This window comes from Knoellia subterranea KCTC 19937, assembly GCF_000768685.1.
Taxonomy (GTDB): Bacteria; Actinomycetota; Actinomycetes; order Actinomycetales; family Dermatophilaceae; genus Knoellia; species Knoellia subterranea.
The window spans coordinates 196,148-219,922 of the sequence record NZ_AVPK01000004.1 but is presented as its reverse complement, the minus strand read 5'-3'; the positions used below and the strand labels follow the sequence as shown (position 1 = coordinate 219,922).

General features: G+C 69.5%; 23 protein-coding genes. 11 read left to right on the top strand and 12 right to left on the bottom strand.

What is annotated here, in order from left to right:
• The first annotated feature begins 7 nt into the window (after positions 1-7).
• The 4 genes from N803_RS08890 to N803_RS08875 are packed head-to-tail and all read left to right on the top strand — an operon-like array spanning position 8 to position 4,527.
• Positions 8-907, top strand: coding sequence for a carbohydrate ABC transporter permease (locus N803_RS08890; RefSeq protein ID WP_245617131.1), 900 nt, complete (start codon positions 8-10; stop codon positions 905-907).
• Positions 908-923: 16 nt separating this feature from the next.
• On the top strand, positions 924-2,414 hold the full coding sequence (locus N803_RS08885; protein ID WP_035904286.1) for a mannitol dehydrogenase family protein: 1,491 nt from the start codon (positions 924-926) through the stop codon (positions 2,412-2,414).
• Positions 2,411-3,484, top strand: a complete 1,074-nt coding sequence (locus tag N803_RS08880) for an NAD(P)-dependent alcohol dehydrogenase (protein ID WP_035904285.1) — start codon at positions 2,411-2,413, stop codon at positions 3,482-3,484. Before N803_RS08885 ends, N803_RS08880 begins: the two co-directional genes overlap by 4 nt.
• A gap of 5 nt (positions 3,485-3,489) precedes the next feature.
• Complete coding sequence (locus N803_RS08875) at positions 3,490-4,527, top strand: alcohol dehydrogenase catalytic domain-containing protein (protein WP_052112106.1); 1,038 nt, start codon at positions 3,490-3,492, stop codon at positions 4,525-4,527.
• 14 nt (positions 4,528-4,541) lie between these two features.
• Here N803_RS08875 and N803_RS08870 read toward each other — a convergent pair whose 3' ends face one another.
• Genes N803_RS08870 through N803_RS08860 form a run of 3 tightly spaced genes read right to left on the bottom strand, consistent with a single transcriptional unit; the run spans position 4,542 to position 7,582 of the window.
• Positions 4,542-5,792, bottom strand: a complete 1,251-nt coding sequence (locus tag N803_RS08870; RefSeq protein ID WP_035904282.1) for an ATP-binding protein — start codon at positions 5,790-5,792, stop codon at positions 4,542-4,544.
• Positions 5,793-5,824: 32 nt separating this feature from the next.
• Positions 5,825-6,109 (bottom strand): hypothetical protein, encoded by a 285-nt coding sequence (locus N803_RS08865; protein ID WP_156969711.1) that lies wholly within the window; start codon positions 6,107-6,109, stop codon positions 5,825-5,827.
• A 57-nt stretch (positions 6,110-6,166) separates the two neighbouring features.
• On the bottom strand, positions 6,167-7,582 hold the full coding sequence (locus tag N803_RS08860; protein ID WP_035904280.1) for a YncE family protein: 1,416 nt from the start codon (positions 7,580-7,582) through the stop codon (positions 6,167-6,169).
• A 181-nt stretch (positions 7,583-7,763) separates the two neighbouring features.
• Between N803_RS08860 and xylB the strand changes: the two genes are divergently transcribed.
• The 4 genes from xylB to N803_RS08840 are packed head-to-tail and all read left to right on the top strand — an operon-like array spanning position 7,764 to position 11,759.
• A complete protein-coding gene (gene xylB / locus N803_RS08855; protein WP_035904279.1) occupies positions 7,764-9,194 on the top strand; it encodes a xylulokinase in 1,431 nt (476 codons plus the stop codon).
• A gap of 49 nt (positions 9,195-9,243) precedes the next feature.
• On the top strand, positions 9,244-10,518 hold the full coding sequence (locus tag N803_RS08850; RefSeq protein WP_035904277.1) for a saccharopine dehydrogenase family protein: 1,275 nt from the start codon (positions 9,244-9,246) through the stop codon (positions 10,516-10,518).
• A complete protein-coding gene (locus N803_RS08845) occupies positions 10,515-11,252 on the top strand; it encodes a lysoplasmalogenase family protein (RefSeq protein ID WP_035904276.1) in 738 nt (245 codons plus the stop codon). Before N803_RS08850 ends, N803_RS08845 begins: the two co-directional genes overlap by 4 nt.
• Before the next feature lie 15 nt (positions 11,253-11,267).
• Entirely contained in the window at positions 11,268-11,759 is a 492-nt protein-coding gene (locus tag N803_RS08840; protein ID WP_035904275.1) for a GNAT family N-acetyltransferase, read from the top strand.
• Between the two features lie 140 nt (positions 11,760-11,899).
• On the opposite strand, the gene N803_RS08835 is transcribed toward N803_RS08840, so the two are convergent.
• Positions 11,900-12,202, bottom strand: coding sequence for an MmcQ/YjbR family DNA-binding protein (locus N803_RS08835; protein ID WP_035904274.1), 303 nt, complete (start codon positions 12,200-12,202; stop codon positions 11,900-11,902).
• A gap of 33 nt (positions 12,203-12,235) precedes the next feature.
• Here N803_RS08835 and N803_RS08830 point away from each other — a divergent pair, with 33 nt between their 5' ends.
• On the top strand, positions 12,236-12,898 hold the full coding sequence (locus tag N803_RS08830; protein WP_035904272.1) for a class I SAM-dependent methyltransferase: 663 nt from the start codon (positions 12,236-12,238) through the stop codon (positions 12,896-12,898).
• A 100-nt stretch (positions 12,899-12,998) separates the two neighbouring features.
• Here N803_RS08830 and N803_RS08825 read toward each other — a convergent pair whose 3' ends face one another.
• Genes N803_RS08825 through N803_RS08790 form a run of 8 tightly spaced genes read right to left on the bottom strand, consistent with a single transcriptional unit; the run spans position 12,999 to position 22,075 of the window.
• On the bottom strand, positions 12,999-13,754 hold the full coding sequence (locus N803_RS08825; RefSeq protein ID WP_035904271.1) for an SDR family oxidoreductase: 756 nt from the start codon (positions 13,752-13,754) through the stop codon (positions 12,999-13,001).
• Between the two features lie 3 nt (positions 13,755-13,757).
• On the bottom strand, positions 13,758-14,876 hold the full coding sequence (locus N803_RS08820) for a phosphotransferase family protein (protein ID WP_035904270.1): 1,119 nt from the start codon (positions 14,874-14,876) through the stop codon (positions 13,758-13,760).
• Positions 14,869-15,660, bottom strand: coding sequence for an SDR family NAD(P)-dependent oxidoreductase (locus N803_RS08815; RefSeq protein ID WP_035904269.1), 792 nt, complete (start codon positions 15,658-15,660; stop codon positions 14,869-14,871). The genes N803_RS08820 and N803_RS08815 overlap by 8 nt, the downstream gene beginning before the upstream one ends.
• Positions 15,657-16,934 (bottom strand): acyl-CoA dehydrogenase family protein, encoded by a 1,278-nt coding sequence (locus N803_RS08810; RefSeq protein WP_035904267.1) that lies wholly within the window; start codon positions 16,932-16,934, stop codon positions 15,657-15,659. Before N803_RS08810 ends, N803_RS08815 begins: the two co-directional genes overlap by 4 nt.
• A gap of 25 nt (positions 16,935-16,959) precedes the next feature.
• Entirely contained in the window at positions 16,960-19,128 is a 2,169-nt protein-coding gene (locus N803_RS08805; RefSeq protein WP_052112077.1) for a molybdopterin-dependent oxidoreductase, read from the bottom strand.
• 6 nt (positions 19,129-19,134) lie between these two features.
• A complete protein-coding gene (locus tag N803_RS08800) occupies positions 19,135-19,947 on the bottom strand; it encodes a crotonase/enoyl-CoA hydratase family protein (RefSeq protein WP_035904266.1) in 813 nt (270 codons plus the stop codon).
• Between the two features lie 24 nt (positions 19,948-19,971).
• Complete coding sequence (locus N803_RS08795; RefSeq protein WP_035904520.1) at positions 19,972-21,153, bottom strand: MFS transporter; 1,182 nt, start codon at positions 21,151-21,153, stop codon at positions 19,972-19,974.
• 25 nt (positions 21,154-21,178) lie between these two features.
• Positions 21,179-22,075, bottom strand: coding sequence for an ArgP/LysG family DNA-binding transcriptional regulator (locus N803_RS08790; protein ID WP_035904264.1), 897 nt, complete (start codon positions 22,073-22,075; stop codon positions 21,179-21,181).
• 124 nt (positions 22,076-22,199) lie between these two features.
• Between N803_RS08790 and N803_RS08785 the strand changes: the two genes are divergently transcribed.
• Both N803_RS08785 and N803_RS08780 read left to right on the top strand, forming a co-directional pair.
• A complete protein-coding gene (locus N803_RS08785) occupies positions 22,200-22,613 on the top strand; it encodes a hypothetical protein (protein ID WP_035904263.1) in 414 nt (137 codons plus the stop codon).
• 108 nt (positions 22,614-22,721) lie between these two features.
• Positions 22,722-23,696 (top strand): NADPH:quinone oxidoreductase family protein, encoded by a 975-nt coding sequence (locus N803_RS08780; protein ID WP_035904262.1) that lies wholly within the window; start codon positions 22,722-22,724, stop codon positions 23,694-23,696.
• Positions 23,697-23,775: the final 79 nt, after the last annotated feature.

Here is a 23,775-nt window from a genome sequence, read left to right as displayed (position 1 = left end):
GACCCCGATGAGCACCAGCACCCCACCCACCGAGACCGTGAACGGCGCCGAGGTGGCGGCCGAGGGCCGTGAACCGCAGGAGGTCAACCACGCCAGGAATCCCAAGTCGCACATCCTGCTCACCATCGCGGCGTGGGCGTGCGGCATCCTCTTCGCCCTGCCCGTCCTGTGGATGATCCTCACGTCGTTCCACAAGGAGGAGGACGCGGCGACGAACCCGCCGAGCCTCTTCGCGCCACTGAGCCTCGACGGCTACCGGTCGTTCTTCGACGCCGGGCCGTGGCCGCCGCTGCTCAACTCCCTCACCGCGAGCGTCCTGTCGACGATCCTCGTGCTGCTGCTCGCGTTCCCCGCGGCCTACGCGCTGTCGATCCGGCCGGTGAAGAAGTGGACCGACGTCCTCTTCTTCTTCCTCTCGACCAAGATGCTCCCGATCGTGGCGGGCATCCTGCCGATCTATCTCTTCGCGCAGAAGGTCAACCTGCTCGACAACATCTGGCTGCTCATCATCCTCTACACGTCGATGAACCTCCCGATCGCCGTGTGGATGCTGCGCTCCTTCCTCGCCGAGGTTCCGGTCGAGATGCTCGAGGCCGCCCAGGTGGACGGCGCCTCACTCATGACGACGCTGCGCAAGGTCATCGCTCCCGTCGTCATGCCGGGCATCGCGGCGGCCGCGCTCATCTGCTTCATCTTCAGCTGGAACGAGCTGCTCCTCGCGCGTGTCCTCACCGGGACCGTTGCCGGAACGGCCCCGGTGTTCTTGACTGGGTTCGTGACCAGCCAGGGCCTCTTCCTCGCCAAGGTCTGCGCGGCGTCGTTCGTCGTCTCGCTGCCGGTGCTCGCGGCCGGGTTCGCGGCGCAGGACAAGCTCGTCCAGGGCCTGTCGATGGGTGCCGTCAAGTGATCGGAGGAGTTCCCCAGTGGTGAAGCTCAGCCAGGCAACGCTCGGCGACCTGCCCGCGGAGGTGGCGCGGCCGGCATACGACCGGTCGGAGGTGACCCCGGGCATCGTCCACTTCGGCGTCGGTGGCTTCCACCGCGCGCACGAGGCGATGTATCTCGACGCGCTCATGAACGACGGCAAGGCCCTCGACTGGGGCATCGTCGGCGTCGGGCTCATGCCCGGCGACGCGAGGATGCGCGACGCGATGGCCGGGCAGGACAACCTCTGGACGCTCGTCGTCAAGCACCCCGACGGGCGCCTCGAGCCGCGCGTCATCGGGTCGATGGTCGGCTACCTCTTCGCCCCCGACGACCCGGGCGCGGTGCTCGACCGCATGGTCGACCCGGCGACGCGGATCGTGTCGCTCACGGTGACCGAGGGTGGCTACCACGTCAACCAGGTGACGGGTGAGTTCGACGCGAACGACCCTGTGCTGCAGGCGGACCTGGCCGCCGACCACGCCGGCGGGGACGCACCGCAGAGCATGTTCGGCTTCGTCGTCGAGGCCGCACGGCGTCGGCGCGAGGCCGGCACCGACCCCTTCACCGTGATGTCGTGCGACAACCTGCCCGGCAACGGCGACGTCGCGAAGAAGATGATCGTCGCGTTCGCTCGACTCCGCGACGCGGACCTCGGCGACTGGATCGAGGCCAACGTCGCCTTCCCCAACTGCATGGTCGACCGGATCACACCGGTCACCTCGCAGGAGGACATCGCGGCGCTCGCCGAGCAGTTCGGGGTCGAGGACGCGTGGCCGGTCGTCTGCGAGCCCTACACGCAGTGGGTGCTCGAGGACCACTTCCCCACGGGTCGACCGTCGTTCGAGGACGTCGAGGTCCAGATCGTCGACGACGTCGTGCCCTACGAGCTCATGAAGCTGCGGCTGCTCAACGCGAGCCACCAGGCCCTCTGCTACCTCGGCTACCTCTCCGGATACCGCTACGCGCACGAGGTCGCGCAGGACCCGCTCTTCGCCGGCTTCCTCCTCGGCTACATGGAGGAGGAGGGGTCCCCGACGCTGCCCGACGTGCCCGGCGTCGACCTCAACGTCTATCGCCGCCAGCTCATCGAGCGCTTCGCCAACCCCGAGGTCCGCGACACCCTCGCGAGGCTGTGCGCCGAGAGCTCGGACCGGATCCCTAAGTGGCTCGTGCCCGTCATCCAACGCAACCTCGAGACTGGCGGGTCCATTGAGCGCAGCGCCCTCGTCGTCGCGTCGTGGGCCCGCTACGCCGAGGGTGTCGACGAGTCCGGTGAGCCGATCGAGCTCGTCGACCGGTTCAAGGACAAGGTCATGGTGGCGGCGCGCGCCTACGACGAGGACGAGCTCGCGTTCCTGCGCGACCGGGACTTCTTCGGAAGTCTCGTCGACGACGAGGACTTCACCACGGCATACACGGCCTTCCTGAAGTCGTTGCACGACAACGGTGCTCGCACGACCCTCGAGGACCTGGAGTCCAGTCGATGACGAGCGGAGGGCAACCGCTCGACGCAATGCGGGTGGCCATCCTCGCCGAGCCCGGCAGCATCGTCGTCGAGTCCCGTCCGGTCCCCACTCCGGCCGGCGACGAGGTGCTCATCGAGGTCCGATCGGTCGGCGTGTGCGGGTCCGATACGCACTACTACGACCACGGACGCATCGGTGACCACGTCGTCACCGGTCCACTCGTCCTCGGACACGAGAGCGCCGGAGTCATCGTTGCGGTCGGGTCCGGAGTGGATACCAAGCGAGTCGGCGAACGTGTCGCGATCGAGCCCGGTGTGCCGTGTCGGTCGTGCCGCGAGTGCCTTGCCGGGCGCTACAACCTCTGCCCCGACATGGTCTTCCACGCGACTCCGCCGGTCGACGGGACGCTCGCGGAGTACGTCACCCACCCGTCCGTCTTCACCTTCGCGCTGCCCGACGGGATCTCGTTCGACGAGGGCGCCATGCTCGAGCCGCTCTCCGTCGGCATCTGGGCGTGCCGGCGTGCCGGCGCTGCGCCCGGGACGCGTGTCCTCATCACCGGCGCGGGCCCCGTGGGTCAGCTCGCCGCGCAGGTGGCGGTTGCCTTCGGTGCGACGGAAGTCGTTGTGGCGGACGTGAATTCGCACCGTCTTGACGTCGCCGCGTCACTCGGAGCCACCGAGGTCGTCGACGTCACATCGCGCTCGCTCTCCGACGTGTATGCCGGCCGCCCCGGTCCCGATGTCATCCTCGAGTGCTCGGGCCACGAGGGTTCGACGGCGGCTGCCATCGGTGTCGCTGCACCGGCAGCCCGGGTCGTCCTCATAGGCATGGGCGGTGACACGGTGGGCCTCCCGCTGGGAGTCGTCCAGGGGCGCGAGCTGTGGGTGACGGGCGTCTTCCGCTACGCCAACACCTGGCCGACGGCCATCGACCTCGTCGCAACAGGGCGGGTGACGCTCGCTCCACTGGCCACCGGGCACTTTTCCCTTGACGAGACCGAGGCAGCGCTCACGGCAGCCCGGTCCGACCCGCGTGCCATCAAGTCGATCATCCACCCGGCCGGACACCCCAAGGGGGTCAACCCGTGAGCACGATGCCGGGAGTGCGACTCCCCGGGAACAGCACCGTCGGGCACGTCACCGTCCCCGTGCCCGTCCCCGGCCCGGGACAGGTGCTCCTGCGCATGCGGGCCTCCTCGATCTGCGGCAGTGACGTCCGGGCGATCTATCGAGAGCACCTGGGCCACGGCGCCGAGGCCTACCAGGGCGTCATCGCCGGGCACGAGCCCGCCGGGGACGTCGTCGAGCTCGGCCCAGGCGTCACGACTCTGGACGTTGGCGACCGGGTCGCGGTCTACCACATCACCGGTTGCGGGTCCTGCGCCGAATGCCGTCGCGGCTATCCCATCGGATGCACTGCGCCGACCCGTGCCGCCCATGGCTGGCAACGGGACGGCGGGCACGCGGAGTTCATGCTCGCCGAGGCCGTGTCCTGCCTCCGCCTGCCCGAGAACGTGACCCACGTCGATGGTGCGCTGGTCTCGTGCGGCTTCGGGACGGCATACGAAGGGTTGCTGCGGGGCCAGGTCAGCGGACGCGACCGACTCCTCATCACCGGCCTCGGCCCGGTCGGTCTGGCAGCGGCGATGCTCGGACGCCACCTCGGCGCCACCACGATCATCGGTCTCGAGCCCGTTGCCGAACGCGCCTCTCTCGCAACGGAGCTCGGGCTCCTCGACGTCGTCGTGACCGACCCAGCGGACCTGGCCGGCGCGGTCGGAGATGCGACGAACGGACACGGGTGCGAGGTGACCATGGACTGCAGCGGCAACGCCAACGCGCGCGAGGCCGCCCTCACCCACACCGCCGCCCGCGGTCGGTGCGTCATGGTGGGCGAGGGCGGCCGCATCGACTTCGCCGTGTCCGACCTGCTCATCCACAAGCAGGCCTCGCTCCTCGGCTCGTGGGTGACGTCGCTCGGACACATGGCGGAGCTCCTCGACCTTCTCGACCGCTGGGGCGAGAGTCCGGAGCGCATCGTCACGCACCGTTTCGCCCTGTCCGACGCGGGCGAGGCCTATGCGGTGGCCGCCGAGGGGGCCGCTGGCAAGGTCGTCATCACCTGGGACTGAGCGACGCAGCGCGGTCAGTCGCCGAGCAGCGCCAGGGGCACAACGGCGATCCCGTCGGAGCGACGGTATGCCGTGGTCCCCGTCGTGATGACCATGAGGTCGACGACATCGTCACCAAGCTGGCCCCGAAGCCATCGAAGGTGGCGGACATCGGCATCGCTCACGTTGGCTGCCAGCTTGACTTCGATTCCGACCACCTGACCGTCCGGACCTTCGACCACCAGGTCGACCTCGTGGTCCCCGTTGCGAGTTCGGAGATGACCGACGCGCGCTTCGGCCGCCTGCGCAGCCACTCGAACCGTCAACGTCGCCAACGACTCGAACAGCGGCCCGGCCATGGGTGCCCCCGGTCCCGTCATGAGAGTGTGCGCGGAGAGGTTGAGAAGCCGAGCGGCCAGCGCCGGATCGGCCAACTGGTGCTTGGGTGCCTGCTGGAGCCGAGCCAGGGGATTGCGCGCCGGACTCCAGCCCGGCACGGGGTCGAGCAGCCACAACTGCGTCAAGTGGTCGCGATAGGCGATCGTGGTCGTCTTGGCGGGTTGCGAACCGTCGCCCGACGTCGTGGCGTCGAGGATCCTCGTGTACGACGTCGGCGTCGAGGAGGCAGCGGCGTATGCGGCGAGCCAGCGACGCAGCGTTTCGGGTCGGCGGATCGCGAGACCGACGTCCGGGAGATCTCGGTCAATGATGCGCTGGAGGTAGGTCTCCAGATGACCGCGCACGAGTCGTCGGGGCTGGCGGTTGATGCCCGGGAAGCCACTCCTCTCGATCGCCTCGAAGTAGTCGAGCACTGACATCTCCGTCGTGCCGCGGACGTCCGACTCCTCGCCGCGCACCAGTCGACCGAGGCTCACCGACGGCTGCCCGACGCCTCGCTCATGGAGTGCCATCGGCCTCACCCGGAGGGACAGTATGCGACCGGCGCCGCTGTGCGTGTCCACACCCCTGGATGGCGTCGCACTCCCCGTCAGCAGGAAGCGGCCCGGGCCTGCCCCCTGGTCGACCTGACGGCGGACCGAGTCCCACACCTCCGGGCTGCGTTGCCACTCGTCAAGGAGCAACGTTCCGGCAGGAGCGGCGCGGAAGGACGGGTCAGCCTCGACCAGAGCACGGTGCGCCGGGTCGTCCAGGAGCCAACTGTGATCTGCGCGCCGCCGCGCGGTTGCCGTCTTCCCGACTCCTTTCGCGCCGTCCAAAGCGATGGCGGGCGCGAACGGAAGCAGGTCATCCAGCTCCCGATCGACAGTTCGGGGGAGATACACCATGTTTCTACGCTACCAATAGCCGGTGATGGACGCTACCAATAGCAGTCGCTGAGCGCTACCATGAGCAGGGCGCCTACGGCTTGTTGCGGCCCCACGATCGTGTCCCGGGCGTTGTCGTCCGTGTCGGTGTAGACCCTCGCGTTGCTCGTCAGCCCGTTCGCGGTGCGGCGGACGACCTTGCCTCCGGCATCGAGACTGCGCTCGCCCTTGCCCAACTGGTCGTTGAGTGCCGTGGCGAGCGTGGTCGCAGCCGCCACCTCCCCGAAGTCGCCGGCCGAGACCGTGACGGCCGCGAGGAAGTCGGCGCCCTTGGTCAACGGACCCGCCGCCGTGTCCAGGTCCGTGGCAGCTGCCCGCAACGACTGCGGCGAGACCTAGAAGTCCGGGCTCAGCCCGAGGGCCTCCAGCGACGTCTTCGTCATGTAGGGGTTGGCCCACAGGTCGTCGTCGTCGACGCTGCTGTCGGCGTGCGGGCCGTAGTAGTCGGCGCCGGACTCGTAGGTCGCGATGATGTTGCCGTCGAGTTCGATGATGCCCTCGGACATGTAGGGCAGCTCGTAGGGATCGCCACGGTCACCGTTGCCGGGCTGGTCGTCCTGTCGCTCCTGGGTGATGAGTCGCCCGGGATTGTCCCGGCCGAGGGACGTGCTGAAGACGTACTCCCCGTCTCGCACGACGACACCCTGGGCCTGGGGTGGCGTGTGCACGTAGCCGGTGCCCCCGCCGAAACTCGGGTCCGGAACCCAGCCACCGTGCCCATCGGAGATGGAGCGATACATCCGCCCGTCGTCGTTCTCCCCGTCGTACTTGTTGCCCCCGCCGCCGATGTCCTCACTGTGGGTGCCGACATATGGCATCCCGTCCTTGACCGTGCCGTACGCGCCAGCACCGCTGGGAATGCGGGTCGGTGGCCCGATCGGATCGACCGGCTCGGTGCCGCCCTTGCGGAGATCCGACGTGAGGTAGGTGAACACGTGCGACGGGTCCCCGCTCGACGTCACGTAGGTGTACTTGCCGTCCGACGCGACGCCACCGGCGTGGTCGGGAGTCGGGATCTCCTCGGTGCCACCGAGCTGCACGTCGACCATCTCGCGGCCCGTCGTCGGGTCGATCATGGAAAGCGTGGAGGGGTCACCGTTCTTGGAGTAGTTCGTCTGGATGATCCAGCCCGTGTCCGGATCGATTCCGAGCCCCTGCGGGATGAGGCCGCGGTCGTCGCCGCCCAGGCCGAGGTTGGGAATCTGCGGTCCGAGGCCGCCCCCGTTCTCCTTGAGCCACTCGGCGGTCTTGTCCATGCCGTTCGCGAGCCACTTGCGGGTGTCCTCGTCGAGGGCGTTCTCGTCGATCGTCTCGCCCGACGCGAACGCCGCGATCGTCCTCAGTCGGGAGGAATAGGACGCCGCGATGGTCACGAGTCCGAGGTGGACGCCGAGCGCGAGCAGGTCCTCGATCACGGGGTTGAGACCAGCGGGTCGGTTGCGCCATGGAGGGATCACCTCCTTGGCCTTGCTCGCCATCGCGTCGTAGGCGCTGGCCCCGGACCTCAGCGCCGTCTGCATGCGCCCGAGCGCGAAGACGTTGACGTTGAGACCCTGGGTCAGGCCGGCAGTCCGCAGTTTGTAGGCCGTCGATGCGTCGCTCGTCCACTTGGGCCGCTCCGCCGCCTCGGCCACCCGACTCGAGGACTCCTTGACCTTCTTGATCGCGTCGCCGACGGAGTCGGCCTGACCGCGAACGGTCGACGAGTTGCCCGAGACGAGCTTGCCGTACAGCTCCTCCGGATCGACCACACCCGCTCCTCCTCTGCGATGCCGGTATGCCGGGTGCCCCCGTCGCGTTCCTGACCCACCTGCCGGATCACGCAGGTCGCATCCTCCGATCCAAGCACGCATCGGCGAAGTCGGCAGTGGGGAGAACTCCCCACTGGTTCATCTCCGTGCAGGTCACGAGGACTTCGGCGAGGATGGGGACATGCCTTCGACTCACGGACAACTCGTCGCCGGCGTCGACTCGTCGACCCAGTCGTGCAAGGTCCTTGTGTGTGATGCCGAGACCGGAGAGGTGGTTCGTGAGGGCCGCGCGTCGCACCCGGACGGGACCGAGGTGGACCCGGGAGCCTGGTGGACGGCATACGAGGAAGCCACCGTGGGTGGGCTCCTCGACGGGGTGAGTGCCATCTCGGTTGGCGGGCAACAGCACGGCATGGTCACCCTCGACGCAGCCGACGAGGTCGTGCGCCCCGCGTTGCTGTGGAACGACACCCGGTCCGCCCAGGACGCGACGGACCTCATCGACGAGTTCGGTGGGGCCGAGCGCTGGGCGAACGACGTGGGCGTCGTCCCGGTGGCGTCGTTCACCGTGACCAAGCTGCGCTGGCTGCGCCGGTCCGAGCCGGACAACCTCGGGCGCACCCGCACGTGCGTCCTCCCCCATGACTGGCTGACCGGGCGAATCCTCAAGCAGGGCAGCGGTTTCGAGCGCTGGACGACCGACCGAGGCGACGCGTCGGGCACGGGCTACTGGTCGGCGGGTTCCGGCGACTATCTCCCCGACGTGCTCGACCTCGCGGTCGGCCGCCCCCTTGACCTCCCGCACGTCCTCGGTCCGACCGAGGCAGCGGGCCGCACGGACTCCGGCCTCGTCGTCGCCCCGGGCACCGGCGACAACATGGGCGCGGCCCTCGGCCTCGGCCTGCGTCCCGGCGACGCCGTCATCTCCCTCGGCACGAGCGGCACGGCCTTCGCCCGGCACGATGCCGCGATCTCTGACGCCAGCGGCGCAGTGGCGTCGTTCGCCGATGCCACGGGCGGCTTCCTGCCCCTGCTCGCCACCCTCAACGCGGCGCGGGTCCTCACCGCGGGCGCGTCCATGCTCGGCGTCGACCTCGCAGAGCTCGACCACCTCGCGCTTGCCGCCGAACCCGGTGCCGGCGGACTCACCCTGCTGCCCTACCTCGATGGCGAGCGGACCCCCAACCTGCCCGAGGCGACCGGCTCCCTGCACGGCCTCACTCGGGCCAACGCCACCCCTGAGAACCTCGCCCGGGCCATCGTCGAGGGCATGCTCACCAACCTCGCCGAGGCGCTGGATGCGTTGCGGGGACAGGGAGTTCGTGTCGAGCGCGTGCTGCTCATCGGAGGCGCCTCCGCTTCACGCGCCGTCCGTGCACTGGCCGCTGACCTCTTCGAGGCGGAGGTGCACGTCCCCGCTTCCGGCGAATACGTGGCACTCGGCGCTGCCCGCCAGGCGGCTGCCACACTCGTCGGCAGCGACCAGCCGGACTGGGACGTCCGTACGGACGCGGTGCTCGAACCGAATGCCGACGCGGCCGGCTCAGTGGGTGAGCTCCGCGGACGGTACGCCGACCTGAGAACCCAGCTCCACGGCATACAAGGGAAGTGAAGACACGGTCGCCCTCGGCGGCCACAGACGGGTCGCCTAGATTCGGGTGATGAGCACAGCACGCGAGTTCGACCTGGTCCTTGTCGGCGCCACCGGCTTCGTCGGCAAGTTGACGGCCGCCCACCTGGCCGAGCACGCCCCGGACACGGTCCGGATCGCGCTGGCCGGCCGGTCCGAGGCCCGCCTCGCGGAGGTGCGCGCCTCACTGCCGGGTGCCGCCGCCGAGTGGCCGCTGATCGTCGTCGACACGACGGACTCCGCCGCGGTCGTCGATCTCGCCGCGCGGGCCCGCGTCGTCGTCACCACCGTGGGTCCCTACGCCAAGCTGGGTATGCCGCTCGCGTCCGCGTGCGCTGCCGCCGGCACCCACTACGCGGACCTCACGGGCGAGGTGCTGTTCGTCAAGGACAGTGCCGAGGCCAACCACACGCTCGCCGAGATCAGCGGCGCCAAGATCGTCCACTCGTGCGGCTTCGACTCGATCCCGTCCGACCTCGGCGTGTGGACGCTGGCACAGAAGGTGGCCGCCGACGGCGAGGGGACGCTCGGCGAGACCGTGACCCACGTGCGCACCCTGCGCGGTGGCGTGAGCGGCGGGACGATCGACTCGATGCGCCAACAGGCCATCGAGTCCTCCGGATCGCGCGAGCGTCGGCGTGCCGTGGGTGACCCCTACGGCCTGTCCCCCGACCGCGAGGCCGAGCCGCCGTCGCGCAACCGCCCGACCGGGCCGGCCCCGTCGGGTGTGGCCGGAGCGCTCGGCAAGGTGCAGTCCGCTGCGGGTGTGCGCTTCGACGAGGTGACCCAGCGGTGGGTCGCGCCCTTCTTCATGGCCTCGTTCAACACGCGTATCGTGCGCCGCAGCAACGCTCTGACCAACTGGTCCTACGGTCGGGAGTTCCGCTACGACGAGGTGATGGACACCGGTCGCGGTCCCATGGGGGCGGTCAAGGCCGGGCTGACGTCGGCCGTGTTGGGTGGGCTCTTCGCGGGCATGTCGACCGGGCCGACGCGGTCCGTGCTCGACCGCGTGCTGCCCAAGCCCGGTGAGGGGCCGTCGGAGGAGTCCCAGGCTCGCGGTCGATTCGTCTTCGAGATCGAGACCACGACGACGACCGGCGTCCGCTACCGGGCGAGGGTGGCTGCTCCCTATGACCCCGGCTACTCGGGGACGGCGATCATGCTCGGCCAGGCCGGACTCGCCCTCGCCTTCGACGAGCTCCCCTCTCGCAATGGGGTGCTCACGCCTTCCGTCGCGCTGGGCGAGGCTCTCGTGAAGCGACTCGAGGTCTTTGACTTCGAGTTCTCCGCGGACCGCGTGTGAGTCGGCACGGGCGCGTCCGGGACCGGCTCACCCGGTCAGGTGCGCTTCGAGCGCGAGGCGACCTCACGGCATACCTGCCGCTGGCCGTGGCGACCACAGCCGCATCTGTCGCGGGCCGCGAACGTGCCCACCTCGCCACCAAGTTGCTCCTGGCACCGACGCTCTCCGCGGGAGTCCTCGCCTCGCGCGACCGGCGCCCAGCCGGGCGGACCGCTGCCCTGACCGTCGCTCTCGTCGGATCGGCGGTCGGCGACTGGTTCATGAACGCCTCCGGGCGCACAACCACTCCTGCCGCTCGCCGGAGCCTGATTCGACGCGGCGCCAGCGCTTTCGCCGTGCAACAGGCGGGACTCATCGGCATGCAGCTCCGCGATGGCGCCCGCCCCGAACTCCGTTCTGCCGCAGTGGTTTCCGCGGTCCTGGCCGGACTTGGCGCCGTGGATGCGGTCGGCACCGGGGAGCCCGATCCGGTCCTCACCGGCTACGGCCTCCTGCTCGGCTCGATGTCGGCCCTGGCTCTGTCGGAGGCCAGCACGGGTCGGAGGCGGCGATCGGTCGCGGTGGGTGGCGGATTGTTCCTCCTGTCCGACGCCGCGATCATCGTGGGCGAGCATTTGGCGAAAACCCCGCGACAGCAGGCCGTCGCGTCGGGCATCGTCATGTCCACGTATGCCGCAGCACTCGCGCTCCTCGTGCACGGGCTGCGCGACTCACCGACCGTTCCCCACACCTGAGAGGCCCTCCACCGGATGCTCATCCGCTCGATCACCGAGGCCGACTGGACCGCGTTCTTCCCCACGTTCACCGAGGTCGTGGAGGCCGGAGAGACCTATGCGTTCCCGGCCGGGTTGGACATCGACGAGGCGCGCGGGTGGTGGCTCGAGTCACCTCCGGGGGTGACTGTCGTGGCGGTCGACGAGGAGACCGGTGAGGTGCTCGGGTCGGCCAAGACCGGTCCCAACCGTCCCGGTCGCGGGTCCCATATCTCGACCGCGTCGTTCATGGTCTCGTCGGGCGCCCGGGGTCGTGGCGTCGGGCGTGCCCTCGGCGAGTGGGTGCTGGCGTGGGCGCGCGAACAGGGTTATGCCGCGATGCAGTTCAACGCCGTCGTCGAGACCAACACCGTCGCGGTGAAGCTGTGGCAGGACCTCGGCTTCACCATCATTGGGACTGTTCCGGAGGCGTTCGACAGCCGTGCCCACGGGCGGGTGGGTCTGCACGTCATGCATCAGTACCTCTGAGCGTTCCCCGCTTTCCGGGATCCGGACCGACTGTCCGGCATACGGCCCGACCAGCAGCTCGAACTCGGGCCCAGCCGTCCGAGCATGAACTTCGGGCGGCGGGGCACGAGCTGATCGTCCGCCGGTCGCCTTGTGCGGGCTCAGGAGCTGCGCTGCATCGCCCAGGCCAGTCGGATCGCCTCACGAATCGCATCCGGGTCGCCGTCGAGGTCGGCCTGGACCTTCAGGTGCGCCTCCCAGCGGGGCGGGACTCCGAAGGTCTCCGGGTATGCCGCGAGGAGACTCTCGCGATCGTCGAACCCGACGCGGACGAGGACTGTGCCGGGCTCGTCCTGGCGCACGACAAGCCGGTCGTGGACGTACCACGCAACCCGACCCGGGTGACCCTTGCGCTTGCAGCCCTCGAGGGACGTGGCGTACGCGTCGATCTCATCGAGCGTCATCGCCCCAACGTAGCCCGTGGCACCATCACAGGCATGACTTCACAGGGGCAGGATGACGTGCGACGGGCCTACGACGTGGTGGCGTCGCTGTACGCGGAGCACCTCCCCGACACGCGTGCCGAGTCAGCACTCGACCTTGCGGTGCTGGACGCCTTCATCGCGGCGGTGCTGGCGGGACCGGCGGGGCACGAGGGGCAGGTGCTCGACGCCGGCTGTGGCGCCGGGCGCGTGAGCCGCTACGTCGCGGACCGCGGATGCCACGTGACGGGCGTCGACCTCTCCCCCGGGATGATCGAGATGGCCCGCCGCGACCACCCCGACCTGTCGTTCGAGGTCGCATCGCTCGATGCCCTCCCGTTCGACGACGCCACCTTCGCAGGCGTCATGGTCTGGTACTCCGCGATCCACACACCCCTCTCCGGGCAGGCCGCGATCTTCGCGGAGCTGGCGCGGGTGCTGCGTCCCGGTGGGCACCTCGTCGTGGCGTTCCAGTCGGGCGAGGGTGTGCGTGACGCCGGCCCGTCCTATGCACGGTTCAACCTCGAGGTCGAACTCGAGCGCTACCTCTACACGCCCGACCAGGTCGTCGGCTTCGTCACCGACGCCGGCCTGACGGAGGTGGCCCGCATGGTGCGACGAGCGCAGGGTCCCGATCGCGACGACCAGACCGTGCTCCTCGCGCAGCTGCCCCTCTGAGATCCGGCTCGCGAGCCGGGGGTTGCCTCGCGGGCCTCATCGATGCGGCTCCCGAGAGCCAACCCGGCTCGCGAGCCGGATCGGTGAGACTCGGGCAGGCTCAGCCGAGCTTGCGGACGACCTTGAGCGGCAGGTGGCGCATCGCCGTGCCGAGCGGCTTCCACGGCCACGCCGGCACTCGGGCGGTGTCGACGCCCTTCTCGATGGCCTCGACCATGGCCCGCACGCCCGTCTCGGTGTCGACCATGAACTTCGTCTGCTGCTCGACCTTGTCGTTCATCTCCGAACGGATGTAGCCCGGATAGATCGTCGTCACCGTGATGTCGAGGTCGGGGCGCCCGAGCATCTCGGACCGAATGCCCTCGGCGAGCGCGGCGATCCCGGCCTTCGTCGCGGCATACACCGTCATGGACTTCGGCATCCCGCGCAGGGCCGACATCGACGAGATGACGACGAGGTGGCCCTTGCCCACCTCACGGAAGTGCTCCATCGCCGCTTCACACTGGGCGAGGGCGCCGACGAAGTTCGTCATCGCCGTCTCGCGGTTCGCGTCGAAGCGGCCCTTGCCGATCGGCGCGCCCTTGCCGAGACCCGCATTGACGATGACCCGGTCCAGACCACCGAGCTCATCCGTCAACACCCGGAACACGTCGAACACCGCAGCATCGTCGGTGACGTCCAGTGCAGCAATGGCCACGCGCCGATCCGGGTGTGCCGCAACGATTTCCGCGCGCAGCTCCTCGAGCCGTTCGGTTCGGCGGGCACACAGGGCCAGGTCGTTCCCGGCCGCGGCCAACTGGCGCGCCATCTCGGCGCCGAGTCCCGAGCTGGCCCCGGTGATGAGGGTGGTCGTCATGGGTCAGGAGCTCCTCGAGGTGCGACGTCGGTGCTGCCGGATGAGCCAGCGGCACTTCAGGTCCAGGTAGACGACGAACCAGCGCATCCGGCTCGCCTGGGGATTGGTGGTCTCTCCGCGATAGATGCGGAGGTAGATCTGCTGCGCGATGACGGCGAGCCGGAACAACCCGAACACCTCGTAGAAAGCCCACTTCTGCGCGTCCATCGGGATGCCCATCCGGTCGCAGTAGTAGCGGACGGCCTCAATCCGGGTGAGCATCCCCGGCGTGTGCGTCGGCTGCAGCCGAAGAAACTTCGCCGCGGGGTCGTCCTTCGCCTGCACCCAATAGGCCATCGCCCCACCGAGGTCCATGAGCGGATCGCCGACCGTGGCGAGCTCCCAGTCGAGGACACCGACGATGCGGGTCGGGTCATCCTCGGCGAGCACGAGATTGTCGAAGCGGAAGTCGTTGTGGATGAGGACCTGGCCGACGTCCTCGGGCCGGTTCTCCTCGAGCCACGCCATCGTCTTCTCGAACGACCCGACGTTGGGGGTCCGGGCCTTGCGAAACCGCGCCGACCACCCCGTCACCTGCCGCTCGACGTAGCCCGGGCCCTTGCCGAGCCCACCCAGCCCGGCGGCCTCCACGTCCACCCGGTGCAGGTCGACCAGGGTGTCAAGAGCGTTGCGGCACAACAGGTTCACGTCACCACGGCTCATACCGAGCGAGTCCGGGATGTCCCGCCGCAGGACGGTGCCGACCATCCGCTCCATGACATAGAACTCGGAGCCGATGACCGCCTCGTCGCCGCACCACGCGATGATCCGGGGCACCTGGTCATAGACACGACCCAGCGATGCCTGGATGTCGCTCTCGCGACGCATGTTGTGCGCGCCCTTGGCCTTCGTCCCGATGGGGGGACGTCGAAGGATGAGATCGCGGCCGGCATACCGGAGCAGGTAGGTGAGGTTCGACGCTCCGCCCTTGAACTGCCGCACCTCCGGCACCCCGTCGAGGCCGGGCTCGGTCGTGTGCTCGCGCAACCACGAGGCGAGCGCCTCGACGTCGAACGCGTCCTCGTCGCGGACCGCAACGGCGTTGCCGGGTGTCGAGCGTGCGTCCGGCGAGGGCTCAGACATCCCGGGACTTCCGGGCCAGGCGGGCTCCCGCCTTCGTCGCGACGGCGTTGTATGCCGGCCGCACCAGTCGCTTGGTCCAGTAGGCCTGGTGCCCCATCCGGTCCGTCAGGATGATCCGCTTGTGCTTGTCGATGCCCTTGAGCACGACCTCCGCGACCTCCTCGGCCGTCATCGACGCGCGGGTGATGAGCTTGACCGCCGTCTCCTCCATGGCGACGTCCTTGCCCTGGAGGGACTCGTGCAGGTTGGTGCGGAAGAACGCCGGGCAGATCGCCGACACGTGAATCTTCCACGGCGCGAGCTCGAACCCGAGCGTCTCCGACAGCGCGACGACCCCGGCCTTGGCCGCGTTGTAGGACGACATCCCGGGACCGTGCACGAGCCCGGCGAGGGAAGCCGTGTTGACGATGTGCCCGGAGCGCTGCTCCTTGAACAGCGGTGTGAACGTCTGGCAGCCGCGCACGACACCGAGCAGGTTGATGTCGATGACCCGCTCCCAGTCACTGATCGACTCGACGTCGATGCGTCCGCCCGTCGCGACGCCGGCGTTGTTGACGAGGACGTCGAGACCGCCCCACGTCTCGCGCACGTGCGCGAGCGCGGCATCCCAGTCCTGCTGGCTGCGGACGTCCAGGCGCAGGTATGCCGTCCCGTCCGGAACGCTGTCGGGTCGGGTCTCGCTGAGGTCACCGATCAGAACCTTGTCGCCGCGACCGTGGAAGGCCTTGGCCAGGGCGAGTCCGAGACCGGACGCGCCTCCCGTGATGAGGACTCGACGGGTCATGAGTGGCTCGCCTTCTCTGCGGCTTCGGCGTAGGGGTGGAGCAGGATCTTCGCGATGACGCCGAGGTGGACCTCGTCGGGTCCGTCGGCAAGGCGGAGCGAACGGGCCGCGGAGTACGCCGCCGCAAGGGGGAAATCGTCGGACATGCCGGCGCCTCCATGCAGCTGGATCGCCATGTCGATGACGTTGCACGCCATGCGCGGCACGGCCACCTTGATCTCGCTCACCTCACTCATCGAACCCAGAGAGCCCACGGTGTCCAGCTTCCACGCGGCGTGGTGCACGTGGAGCCGGGCCTGGTTGATGGCGATGCGAGCCTCGGCGAGGCGCTCACGGTTGCCGCCGAGGTTGGCCAGGGGCTTGCCGAACGCCACCCGACTCGTGGCGCGTTCGCAGGCGAGCTCGAGCGCACGCTCGGCCAGTCCGATGAGGCGCATGCAGTGGTGCACGCGGCCCGGCCCGAGCCGTCCCTGGGCGATCTCGAAGGCGCGCCCGGGCCCCGCGATGATGTTGGTGACGGGCAGGCGGACATCGGTGAGCGAGACCTCGCCGTGCCCGATCGGCTCGTCGTGGTGGCCGAGTGCCGACAGCATCCGCTCGACCTTCACACCGGGGTGGTCGAACGGCACGATCACCATCGAGTGCCGGGAGTGGCGGGAGGCCCCCGGGTCAGTGACGCCCATGAAGATGCCGACCTTGCAGTCGGGGTTACCGACGCCGGTGGACCACCATTTGCGCCCATTGAGCACGACCTCGTCACCGTCGATCGTCGCCGTGGCCTCCATGTTGGTGGCGTCCGACGACGCGACCCCCGGCTCCGTCATGAGGAACGCACTGCGAATCCGCCCGTCCAGCAACGGTTCCAGCCACTCCGCCTTCTGCTCGTCGGTGCCGTACTTGAGCAGCACCTCCATGTTGCCCGTGTCGGGGGCGTTGCAGTTGAAGATCAGCGGCGCGGAGAAGGACCGGCCCATCTCCTCGGCGATCGGTGCGTACTCGGCGTTCGTCAGACCAGTGCCACCGTCCGTGCCGAAGCGCTCGGCATAGGGACCCTCGTGGCCGGCGGGGAGGAAGAGGTTCCACAATCCCTGGGCGCGGGCCTTGTCCTGGAGTTCCTTGATGAGCGGGTGGGCCGGCCAGGGGTCCTCGCCGCGGGCCCTCCGGTCCGCCACGTCGGCGGCCATGACGACCTCGGCCGGGGCCACCTCGGTGTCGACGAAGGCGCGCACGCGCGAGGCCAGATCGACGGAACGCGCCGACGGTGAGAAGTCCATGCCCCGACCCTAGGTGAGCGCTCGCTTAGTGGGAAGCCCCGCTGTCGAGGGCATGGGCCACGTCGTCGACTCCGACTGCGGACGTCACGACGACGGGTATGCCGTTGAGCACCGCGTTGCCCGACACCCCCTCGACCCGGGATGGGTCGGTGAGGTCGTTCATCGTCACGCCGGGGACCTCGACCGCGTTGCCCAGTCGGACGCCCGGTCGCCGGTGGCCGTAGCCGTGCGGCAATGACACGACCCCGCGCATCACGTCGGCACTGGCCCGCACCTCGACCCGCAGCGACGAGACCTCGGAGGTCACGGTGACGAGGTCACCGTCGGCCACTCCTCGCGCCGTCAGGTCATCCGGGTGCATGAGGAGGTGGTGACGCGGACGGCCCTTGGTGAGCCTCGGGGAGTTGTGCATCCACGAGTTGTTGTCACGTTGGTGGCGGCGACCGATGAGGAGGAGGTCATCGCTCGCGGCGGCCGTGCGGAGCTCAGGGACCCGTGCCCTCAGCGTCGCGAGCCCGGAGGTGACGACGGGTGGGGTGAGGTCGACGAGGCTGTTCTCGGTCATGAGCCGCTCGGGCAGGCGGGGCTCCAGCGGACCGAGGTCCACCCCTCCGGGAGTGCGGGAGAGACGCCGCACCGACAGCCCCTGCCGGGTGGACCGGAGGAGGGCGTCGATCGTGAGGCGGGGCGAAGCCATGAGTCGCACGCGGCGATGCAGCGGGAGACGCGTCCCGCGCCACTGGTGCAACGCGAGGACGAGGTCGCGGGCGATCTCCCAGTCGTGTCGCTGGTGCTCACCGCGCGGGAAGAGAGCCTTCGACCACCGAGCGGTGTTGCGGACGGCGAGGGTGTGGAAGATCAGGTCGTAGTGGTCCCGCTCGAGCGGTCCGGTCGGCGGCAGGATGACGTGCGCGTGACGGGTCGTCTCGTTGATCCACGGGTCGATGGCGACATAGGCATCCAGGCCGACGATGCGGTCACTGAGTCTCGAACCCGCTGGCGTCGACGACACGGGGTTACCACCCACCGTCAGCAGACCGCGAATCGCCGCAGCCGGGCCCTCCATCTCCTCGGCCAGAACAGACACGGGCAGTTCACCGGCGAACCCGGGCAGACCACGCACTCCAGAAACCGTCCGTCCTCGGTGCCCCCGCCCGACCAGACCTCGCCCGACGATGTCGACGGCGGGTGTCGTGAACATCGTGCCGCCGGGACGGTCGAGGTTCCCGGTGATGACCATGAGGCACTGGATGGCCCACTGGCACAGGACGCCGAACTCCTGCGTCGAGACACCCATTCGGCCGTGGACGGCTGCAGAGCCGCTGGCGATGCGCCGCGCGAGACGTCGAATGGACTCTGCCGCAACGCCGCTGACCGACTCTGCCAACTCCGGAGTGAAGTCGCTGACGGCAACACGCAGTTGCTCGACACCGTCCGCCCACGCCGGCGGCCGCGCCAGACCTTCGGCCAGCACCACGTGGACGAGAGCGAGCAGCACCACCGCGTCCGTGCCCGGGCGGACGAAGTGGTGTTCGTCGGCCACGGCTGCCGTCTCCGTGCGGCGCGGGTCGAGAACGACGAGTCGGCCACCGCGAGAACGCAGTTCACGCAATCGACCGGGGAAGTCGGGCACCGTCCAGAGCGAGCCGTTGGATGCCATGGGGTTCGTCCCGACGAGGACGAGCAGCTTCGTCCGGTCGATGTCGGGGACCGGGAGGAGGAATTGGTGGCCATACATCGCCCACGCCACGACGTGGTGCGGCAGCTGGTCGACGCTCGTCGCGCTGAAGACGTGCTTGCTCCCCAGCGCGCGGGGGATGGCCGTGCCGTGCGTCAGCGCGCCGAGGCTGTGCACGTTGGGATTGCCGAGATAGGTCGCGACGGCGTCACGCCCGTGTCGCTGCTGGACCCCGACAAGCAACTCCGCCGCGAGACCGATCGCCTCGTCCCAGCCGATCTCGACGAACTCGTCGCCGACCCGCTTGACGGGGCGCCGCAGCCGGTCCGGATCGGCGTGGATGTCCTGCAGCGCAACGCCCTTGGGACAGATGTGCCCCCGTGAGAGCGGGTCGTCGGCGTGGCCCTTGATGCTGAGGATCTCCTCGCCGCGGAGCCGGACCTCCAGCCCGCACGACGCTTCGCAGAGGACGCAGGTGATGTGTCGCGTGACCTCTGCCGATTCACCGGCGGCCATCGGACGTCACCCTCTCGGGTTGATTCCGGCGCGCGGCTTGTATGCCGGCTTCTCCCGATTCGTGTTGGCCCGCCGCGCCTCCGCCGCGTTCGCGCCCATGAGGAGCCGGGCCTGCTCGAGGCGCTCCCACATGAAGGTGCGTCGATCACTGGCCGACCACGTCCGGTTGAAGAGACGCTTGGCCGCAGCGACGGAGTCCGGCGAGCGTTCGGCGAGCCGACCCGCGAGGGCCAGCGCACCGGCATACGGGTCGATGTTCTCCTCGGTCGCGAGGCCGAGCCGAACGGCTTCGGTCCCGGGGACCGTCTCTCCGGTCATCGTGAGTCGCTTGGCGATGTCCATGCCGACCTGCTGGGAGAGGGCCTTGATGCCCGTCATGTCCGGGATGATCCCCCAGCGCGCCTCGAGGACCGACCACTTCGCGTCGGGTGCGGTGATGCGGAAGTCGGCCGCGAGCGCAATCTGCACACCGCCGCCGAGGCAGTGACCGTGCACTGCGGCGATGACCGGGACGGGCAGTCGACGCCAGGCCCAGCACGCCTCTTGGAAGGTGTTGGTGCCGCGCCAGGGGCGCGGGGTGAAGGCGCCCGCGACGCGACGGGGTTCGCGCAGGACGGTGCCGAAGTCGAGTCCCGCGCAGAAGGCGTCACCCTCGCCGGAGACGACGACCGAGCGCAGAGTGCGGTCGCTGCGCAGCCGACCGGCCGTGTCGATGAGCTGCTCGAGCGTGTCGAGGGTCAGCGCGTTGAGCTTGTCCGGGCGGTTGAGGGCGACATGGGCGATGCCGTCCTCGATGCGGGTGGTGACGAGTTCGGCCATGACCCGAACTCTAGGCCCGCACCGTCAGGCGGTCACTGGCCTCGTGTCGGCGCGGTGCTTGAGAAGGCTCACACCGAGGACACCGGCGCCGAGGACCGACAACCCGGCCCCGACCCAGCTCGGCGCGGTGTAGCCGTAGCCGGCCGCAATGACGACACCACCGAGCCAGGCTCCCAGCGCGTTGGCGGTGTTGAGGGCGGCGTGGTTGCTCGCGGCGGCGAGGGTCTGGGCCTCACCGGCGACCTGCATGAGGCGCAGCTGCAGGTTGACGACGAGGATTCCGGCGAGCACCGACGACAGGAAGTAGAAGAAGATCGCGGTCGGCCACCACTGCGCCGTGAGTGCGAAGGCGACGAGGTTGGCACCCATGCCGACGCAGCCGATCGTGATCGACCGGAGGACCGACCACTCCCCCAGCCGACCCGCCAACGGCGTCCCGACGAGCCCGCCGAGACCGGCCGCGAGGAGGAAGATCGGCACTGCGCTCGCGTCGAGGCCCGTGACATCCGTGACCGTCGGCGCGATGTAACTCGCCATGGCGAACATGCCACCGAAGCCGATCGCGCCCACGAGCAGGGTCAACGCCACCTGAGTGGTGGCGAACCCGCGCAGCTCGCGCTTGATGGTGCTCTCGAGGTTGCGCTCGATGTGCGGGACGAACGCGACCAAGAGCCCCACCGTCAGCACTCCGAGCACGGCGACGAGCCAATAGGCCGAGCGCCACCCGAACTGCTGGCCCAGCCACGTCGCACCCGGCACGCCGGCGACGTTCGCGATGGGGATACCGAGCATGACCCGACTCACCGCGCGCCCGGCCTGACCGGCTCGCGCCAGGTCCACCGCCACGAGGGCGGCGACACCGAAGAAGGCGCCATGCGGCATACCGGCAATGAAGCGGGCCACGAGAAGCCAGCCGTAGTCCGGCGCCAGCGCCGTCATGACGTTGCCGATGACGAACGCGACCGTCAGCCCGATGAGGAGCTCCTTGCGGGGCCACGTCGCACCCAGGATCGCGAGGAGAGGCGCCCCGACAACGACCCCCGCGGCATACGCGGAGATGCTGTGCCCGGCCGTCGGGATCGACACGGACACGCCGTCGGCGATCTCGGGGAGGAGCCCCATCGTGACGAACTCGGTCGTGCCGATGGCGAATCCGCCCACGACGAGGGCGATGGTGGCGAGGAGGGCATGGCGAGGCTGCGGCACGAACACTCAATGTACGAGACGGCCGTCACATTCCCCGGGCACCTCCGGGCAGTGGACCCAGGCCGTCGCGAGCGGCCCGCGCGATCGCCTCGTTGAGGCGGTCGAGCCGGTGCGACGGCACCTTCCACACGTGCCAGTGCAGCGTCACGTCGACGACGTCGTCCGACAACGTGACGAGGAGCCCCGCGGCCAACTCGTCCTCCACCGTCCTCTCGGGCACCAGCACCCAACCCAGCCCGGCGCGAAGTGCAGCACGCAGTCCGGCTGCCGACGGGATCTGCGACGCCGGAGTCTCGGCCTCACTTCCGCGGGCCGCGAGGAAATGCTCCTGCAGGTCGTCGCGGTCGTCGTAGCGCAGGCCGGGGATGCCGGCCCAGTCGACCACGCCATCCGGGCCGGTGAACCGCGCGGCGAGGTCAGCGGAGGCCACGGGTAGGTAGCGCATGACTCCGAGCGGGAACGTCCGGCACCCGGGGACCGGCTCCGACTCGGTCGTGATCGCCGCGCCGACCTGCCCCGCCCGGAGGAGAGCCAGGGTGTGGTCCTCGTCGGCGACCTCGAACCGCAACCGGACGTCCGGCCAGGTCGAGGCGGCGTCGAGGAGTCCGATCAGCCAGGTGTCGAGGGAGTCAGCGTTGACCGCGACCCGCAGTGCGAGCGGCTCCGCGCGAGTGATCCCGAGGAGGTCGCGCGACTCCTCCTCGAGCAGCTCGACCTGCCGCGCCAGGCGCACGAGGACGGCCCCCGCCGGGGTGGCCGTGCACGGGTGGGTTCGACGCACGACGACCTGGCCCACGCTCGACTCGAGGGCGCGCACCCGCTGGCTGACCGCCGATGGGGTGAGGTGCAGGGATCGCGCGGCCAACTCAAAACTGCCCGTGTCGACGATGGCCGCGAGCGCGCGAACCTGCTCCAGGTTCATGAATCCAGTTCACCACCGTTCAGGAGGTTTCATCGGGCGATCCCCCAAATCCGAGGTGGGCCGATCCACCTCTCCGTAGCGTCGAAACACGCACCCGGAGGAGGTGCCCGACCCAGGAGGAACCATGAGCCTGTCCCGATGGGGGCGCCGAGCCCTCTTCAGCACGGTGGGTGGTGCCGCGGCCCTCGGCCTCGGTGTCAGCGCCGCATCCGCTCACCACTGCTACATCCCGATGTACACGCTCAACGCCCCGGCGTCCCCGAACTGGCTGACGTTCACTGCCGCCGGAGCCGCGGAGGAGTTCGGCATCTTCACGCCCGAGTGCGACGCCCAGGTCGACGCCGGGTACGCCGCCCTCCGGGCTGCGGGGCTCCCCGTGGCGATCAAGATCTTCGAGCACGGCGTCATCGGCGGGCAGAGCAAGAACCCGAACCGCTCCAACGGTGTGGGTCTCGAGGACTTCGAGCAGGGATCCACCCTCGCCGACGAGATGCTCGGGACGTGGGTCGGGGCAGCGGCCGCGACCAGCTGCGGCTGACCGGTCCGGTGAGCTGGCGAGGACCCGTCGCACCGGCTGTCGGCGGGTCCTCGTCGCGTCCACCACTGGTGCGCCACACCAGCCGCAACGACACCTAGGATCGCGGGCATGCGAGCTGCCCAGGTGACCCGACTCGACGGACCCGACGCGGTGGAGGTCGGCGACGTGCCGAACCCCGAGCCCGCCGCCGGTGAGGTCCTCATCGACGTCGCCGCGGCCGGAGTCACCTTCCCCGACGTCCTCATCTCGCGAGGCGAGTACCAGATCAAGCCGCCACTCCCCTTCGTGCCCGGATCCGAGGTGGCCGGCGTCGTGCAGTCGGCGCCGGCAGGCAGCGGCCTCGAGGCCGGCGACCGTGTGGCCGCCTTCCCGTTCCTCGGCGGGTTTGCCGAGCAGGTCGTCTGCGATCCTTCCCTCGTCTTCCCGCTCCCGGATTCGGTGAGTTTCGAGCAGGGCGCGGCGCTTCCGATGAACTACCTCACCTGCCACTTCGCGCTGCGCGTGCGTGGTCGCCTTGCCGAGGGCGAGAAGGTGCTCGTCCACGGCGCTGCCGGCGGGATCGGCACCGCCGCGATCCAGCTCGCCAAGGCGTGGGGAGCAACCGTGTATGCCGTGGTGTCGGATTCCGCGAAGGCGGACGTCGCGCGGTCGGCCGGGGCCGACGACGTGGTGCTCGCCGACGGGTTCAGGGAGGCCGTGGCCGACCTCACCTCGGGCCGCGGCGTCGACATCGTCGTGGACCCCGTGGGCGGTGACCGCTTCACCGACTCACTGCGCTCGCTGGCTGCACTGGGTCGGCTCCTCGTCATCGGCTTCACCGCCGGGGCCATCCCGGAAGTGAAGGTCAACCGCTTGTTGCTCAACAACATCGACGTCGTCGGCGTCGGGTGGGGCGCCTTCTGGACGGGAGGTGGGGCCGACCCGTCGTTCGTGCGCCGTCAGTGGGACGAGCTGGTGCCTCTGCTCGAGGCGGGGAAGCTCGATCCGGTCATCGGTTCGGTGCGGTCACTCGACGAGATGTCGGTGGCGCTGCGCGACATCGACGAGCGCCGGGCCACGGGCAAGATCCTCCTCACTCCCTGAGCCCTCGACTCATTGCCCTCTTGGGACAGCGAGCGCCAGCGAGCCTGTCCCAAGAGGGCAATGAGTCGAGCTGTTGGGG

What these genes read in the sequence shown, in the direction of transcription:
- N803_RS08820 (WP_035904270.1), bottom strand. Translation starts at nt 14,876, where the DNA reads ATGTCTGAGCCCTCGCCGGACGCACGCTCGACACCCGGCAACGCCGTT.
- N803_RS08870 (WP_035904282.1), bottom strand. Translation starts at nt 5,792, where the DNA reads ATGGTGTATCTCCCCCGAACTGTCGATCGGGAGCTGGATGACCTGCTT.
- N803_RS08830 (WP_035904272.1), top strand. Translation starts at nt 12,236, where the DNA reads ATGACTTCACAGGGGCAGGATGACGTGCGACGGGCCTACGACGTGGTG.
- N803_RS08875 (WP_052112106.1), top strand. Translation starts at nt 3,490, where the DNA reads ATGCCGGGAGTGCGACTCCCCGGGAACAGCACCGTCGGGCACGTCACC.
- N803_RS08805 (WP_052112077.1), bottom strand. Translation starts at nt 19,128, where the DNA reads ATGGCCGCCGGTGAATCGGCAGAGGTCACGCGACACATCACCTGCGTC.
- N803_RS08850 (WP_035904277.1), top strand. Translation starts at nt 9,244, where the DNA reads ATGAGCACAGCACGCGAGTTCGACCTGGTCCTTGTCGGCGCCACCGGC.
- N803_RS08780 (WP_035904262.1), top strand. Translation starts at nt 22,722, where the DNA reads ATGCGAGCTGCCCAGGTGACCCGACTCGACGGACCCGACGCGGTGGAG.
- xylB (WP_035904279.1), top strand. Translation starts at nt 7,764, where the DNA reads ATGCCTTCGACTCACGGACAACTCGTCGCCGGCGTCGACTCGTCGACC.
- N803_RS08790 (WP_035904264.1), bottom strand. Translation starts at nt 22,075, where the DNA reads ATGAACCTGGAGCAGGTTCGCGCGCTCGCGGCCATCGTCGACACGGGC.
- N803_RS08815 (WP_035904269.1), bottom strand. Translation starts at nt 15,660, where the DNA reads ATGACCCGTCGAGTCCTCATCACGGGAGGCGCGTCCGGTCTCGGACTC.
- N803_RS08890 (WP_245617131.1), top strand. Translation starts at nt 8, where the DNA reads ATGAGCACCAGCACCCCACCCACCGAGACCGTGAACGGCGCCGAGGTG.
- N803_RS08825 (WP_035904271.1), bottom strand. Translation starts at nt 13,754, where the DNA reads ATGACGACCACCCTCATCACCGGGGCCAGCTCGGGACTCGGCGCCGAG.
- N803_RS08835 (WP_035904274.1), bottom strand. Translation starts at nt 12,202, where the DNA reads ATGACGCTCGATGAGATCGACGCGTACGCCACGTCCCTCGAGGGCTGC.
- N803_RS08800 (WP_035904266.1), bottom strand. Translation starts at nt 19,947, where the DNA reads ATGGCCGAACTCGTCACCACCCGCATCGAGGACGGCATCGCCCATGTC.
- N803_RS08785 (WP_035904263.1), top strand. Translation starts at nt 22,200, where the DNA reads ATGAGCCTGTCCCGATGGGGGCGCCGAGCCCTCTTCAGCACGGTGGGT.
- N803_RS08840 (WP_035904275.1), top strand. Translation starts at nt 11,268, where the DNA reads ATGCTCATCCGCTCGATCACCGAGGCCGACTGGACCGCGTTCTTCCCC.
- N803_RS08810 (WP_035904267.1), bottom strand. Translation starts at nt 16,934, where the DNA reads ATGGACTTCTCACCGTCGGCGCGTTCCGTCGATCTGGCCTCGCGCGTG.
- N803_RS08880 (WP_035904285.1), top strand. Translation starts at nt 2,411, where the DNA reads ATGACGAGCGGAGGGCAACCGCTCGACGCAATGCGGGTGGCCATCCTC.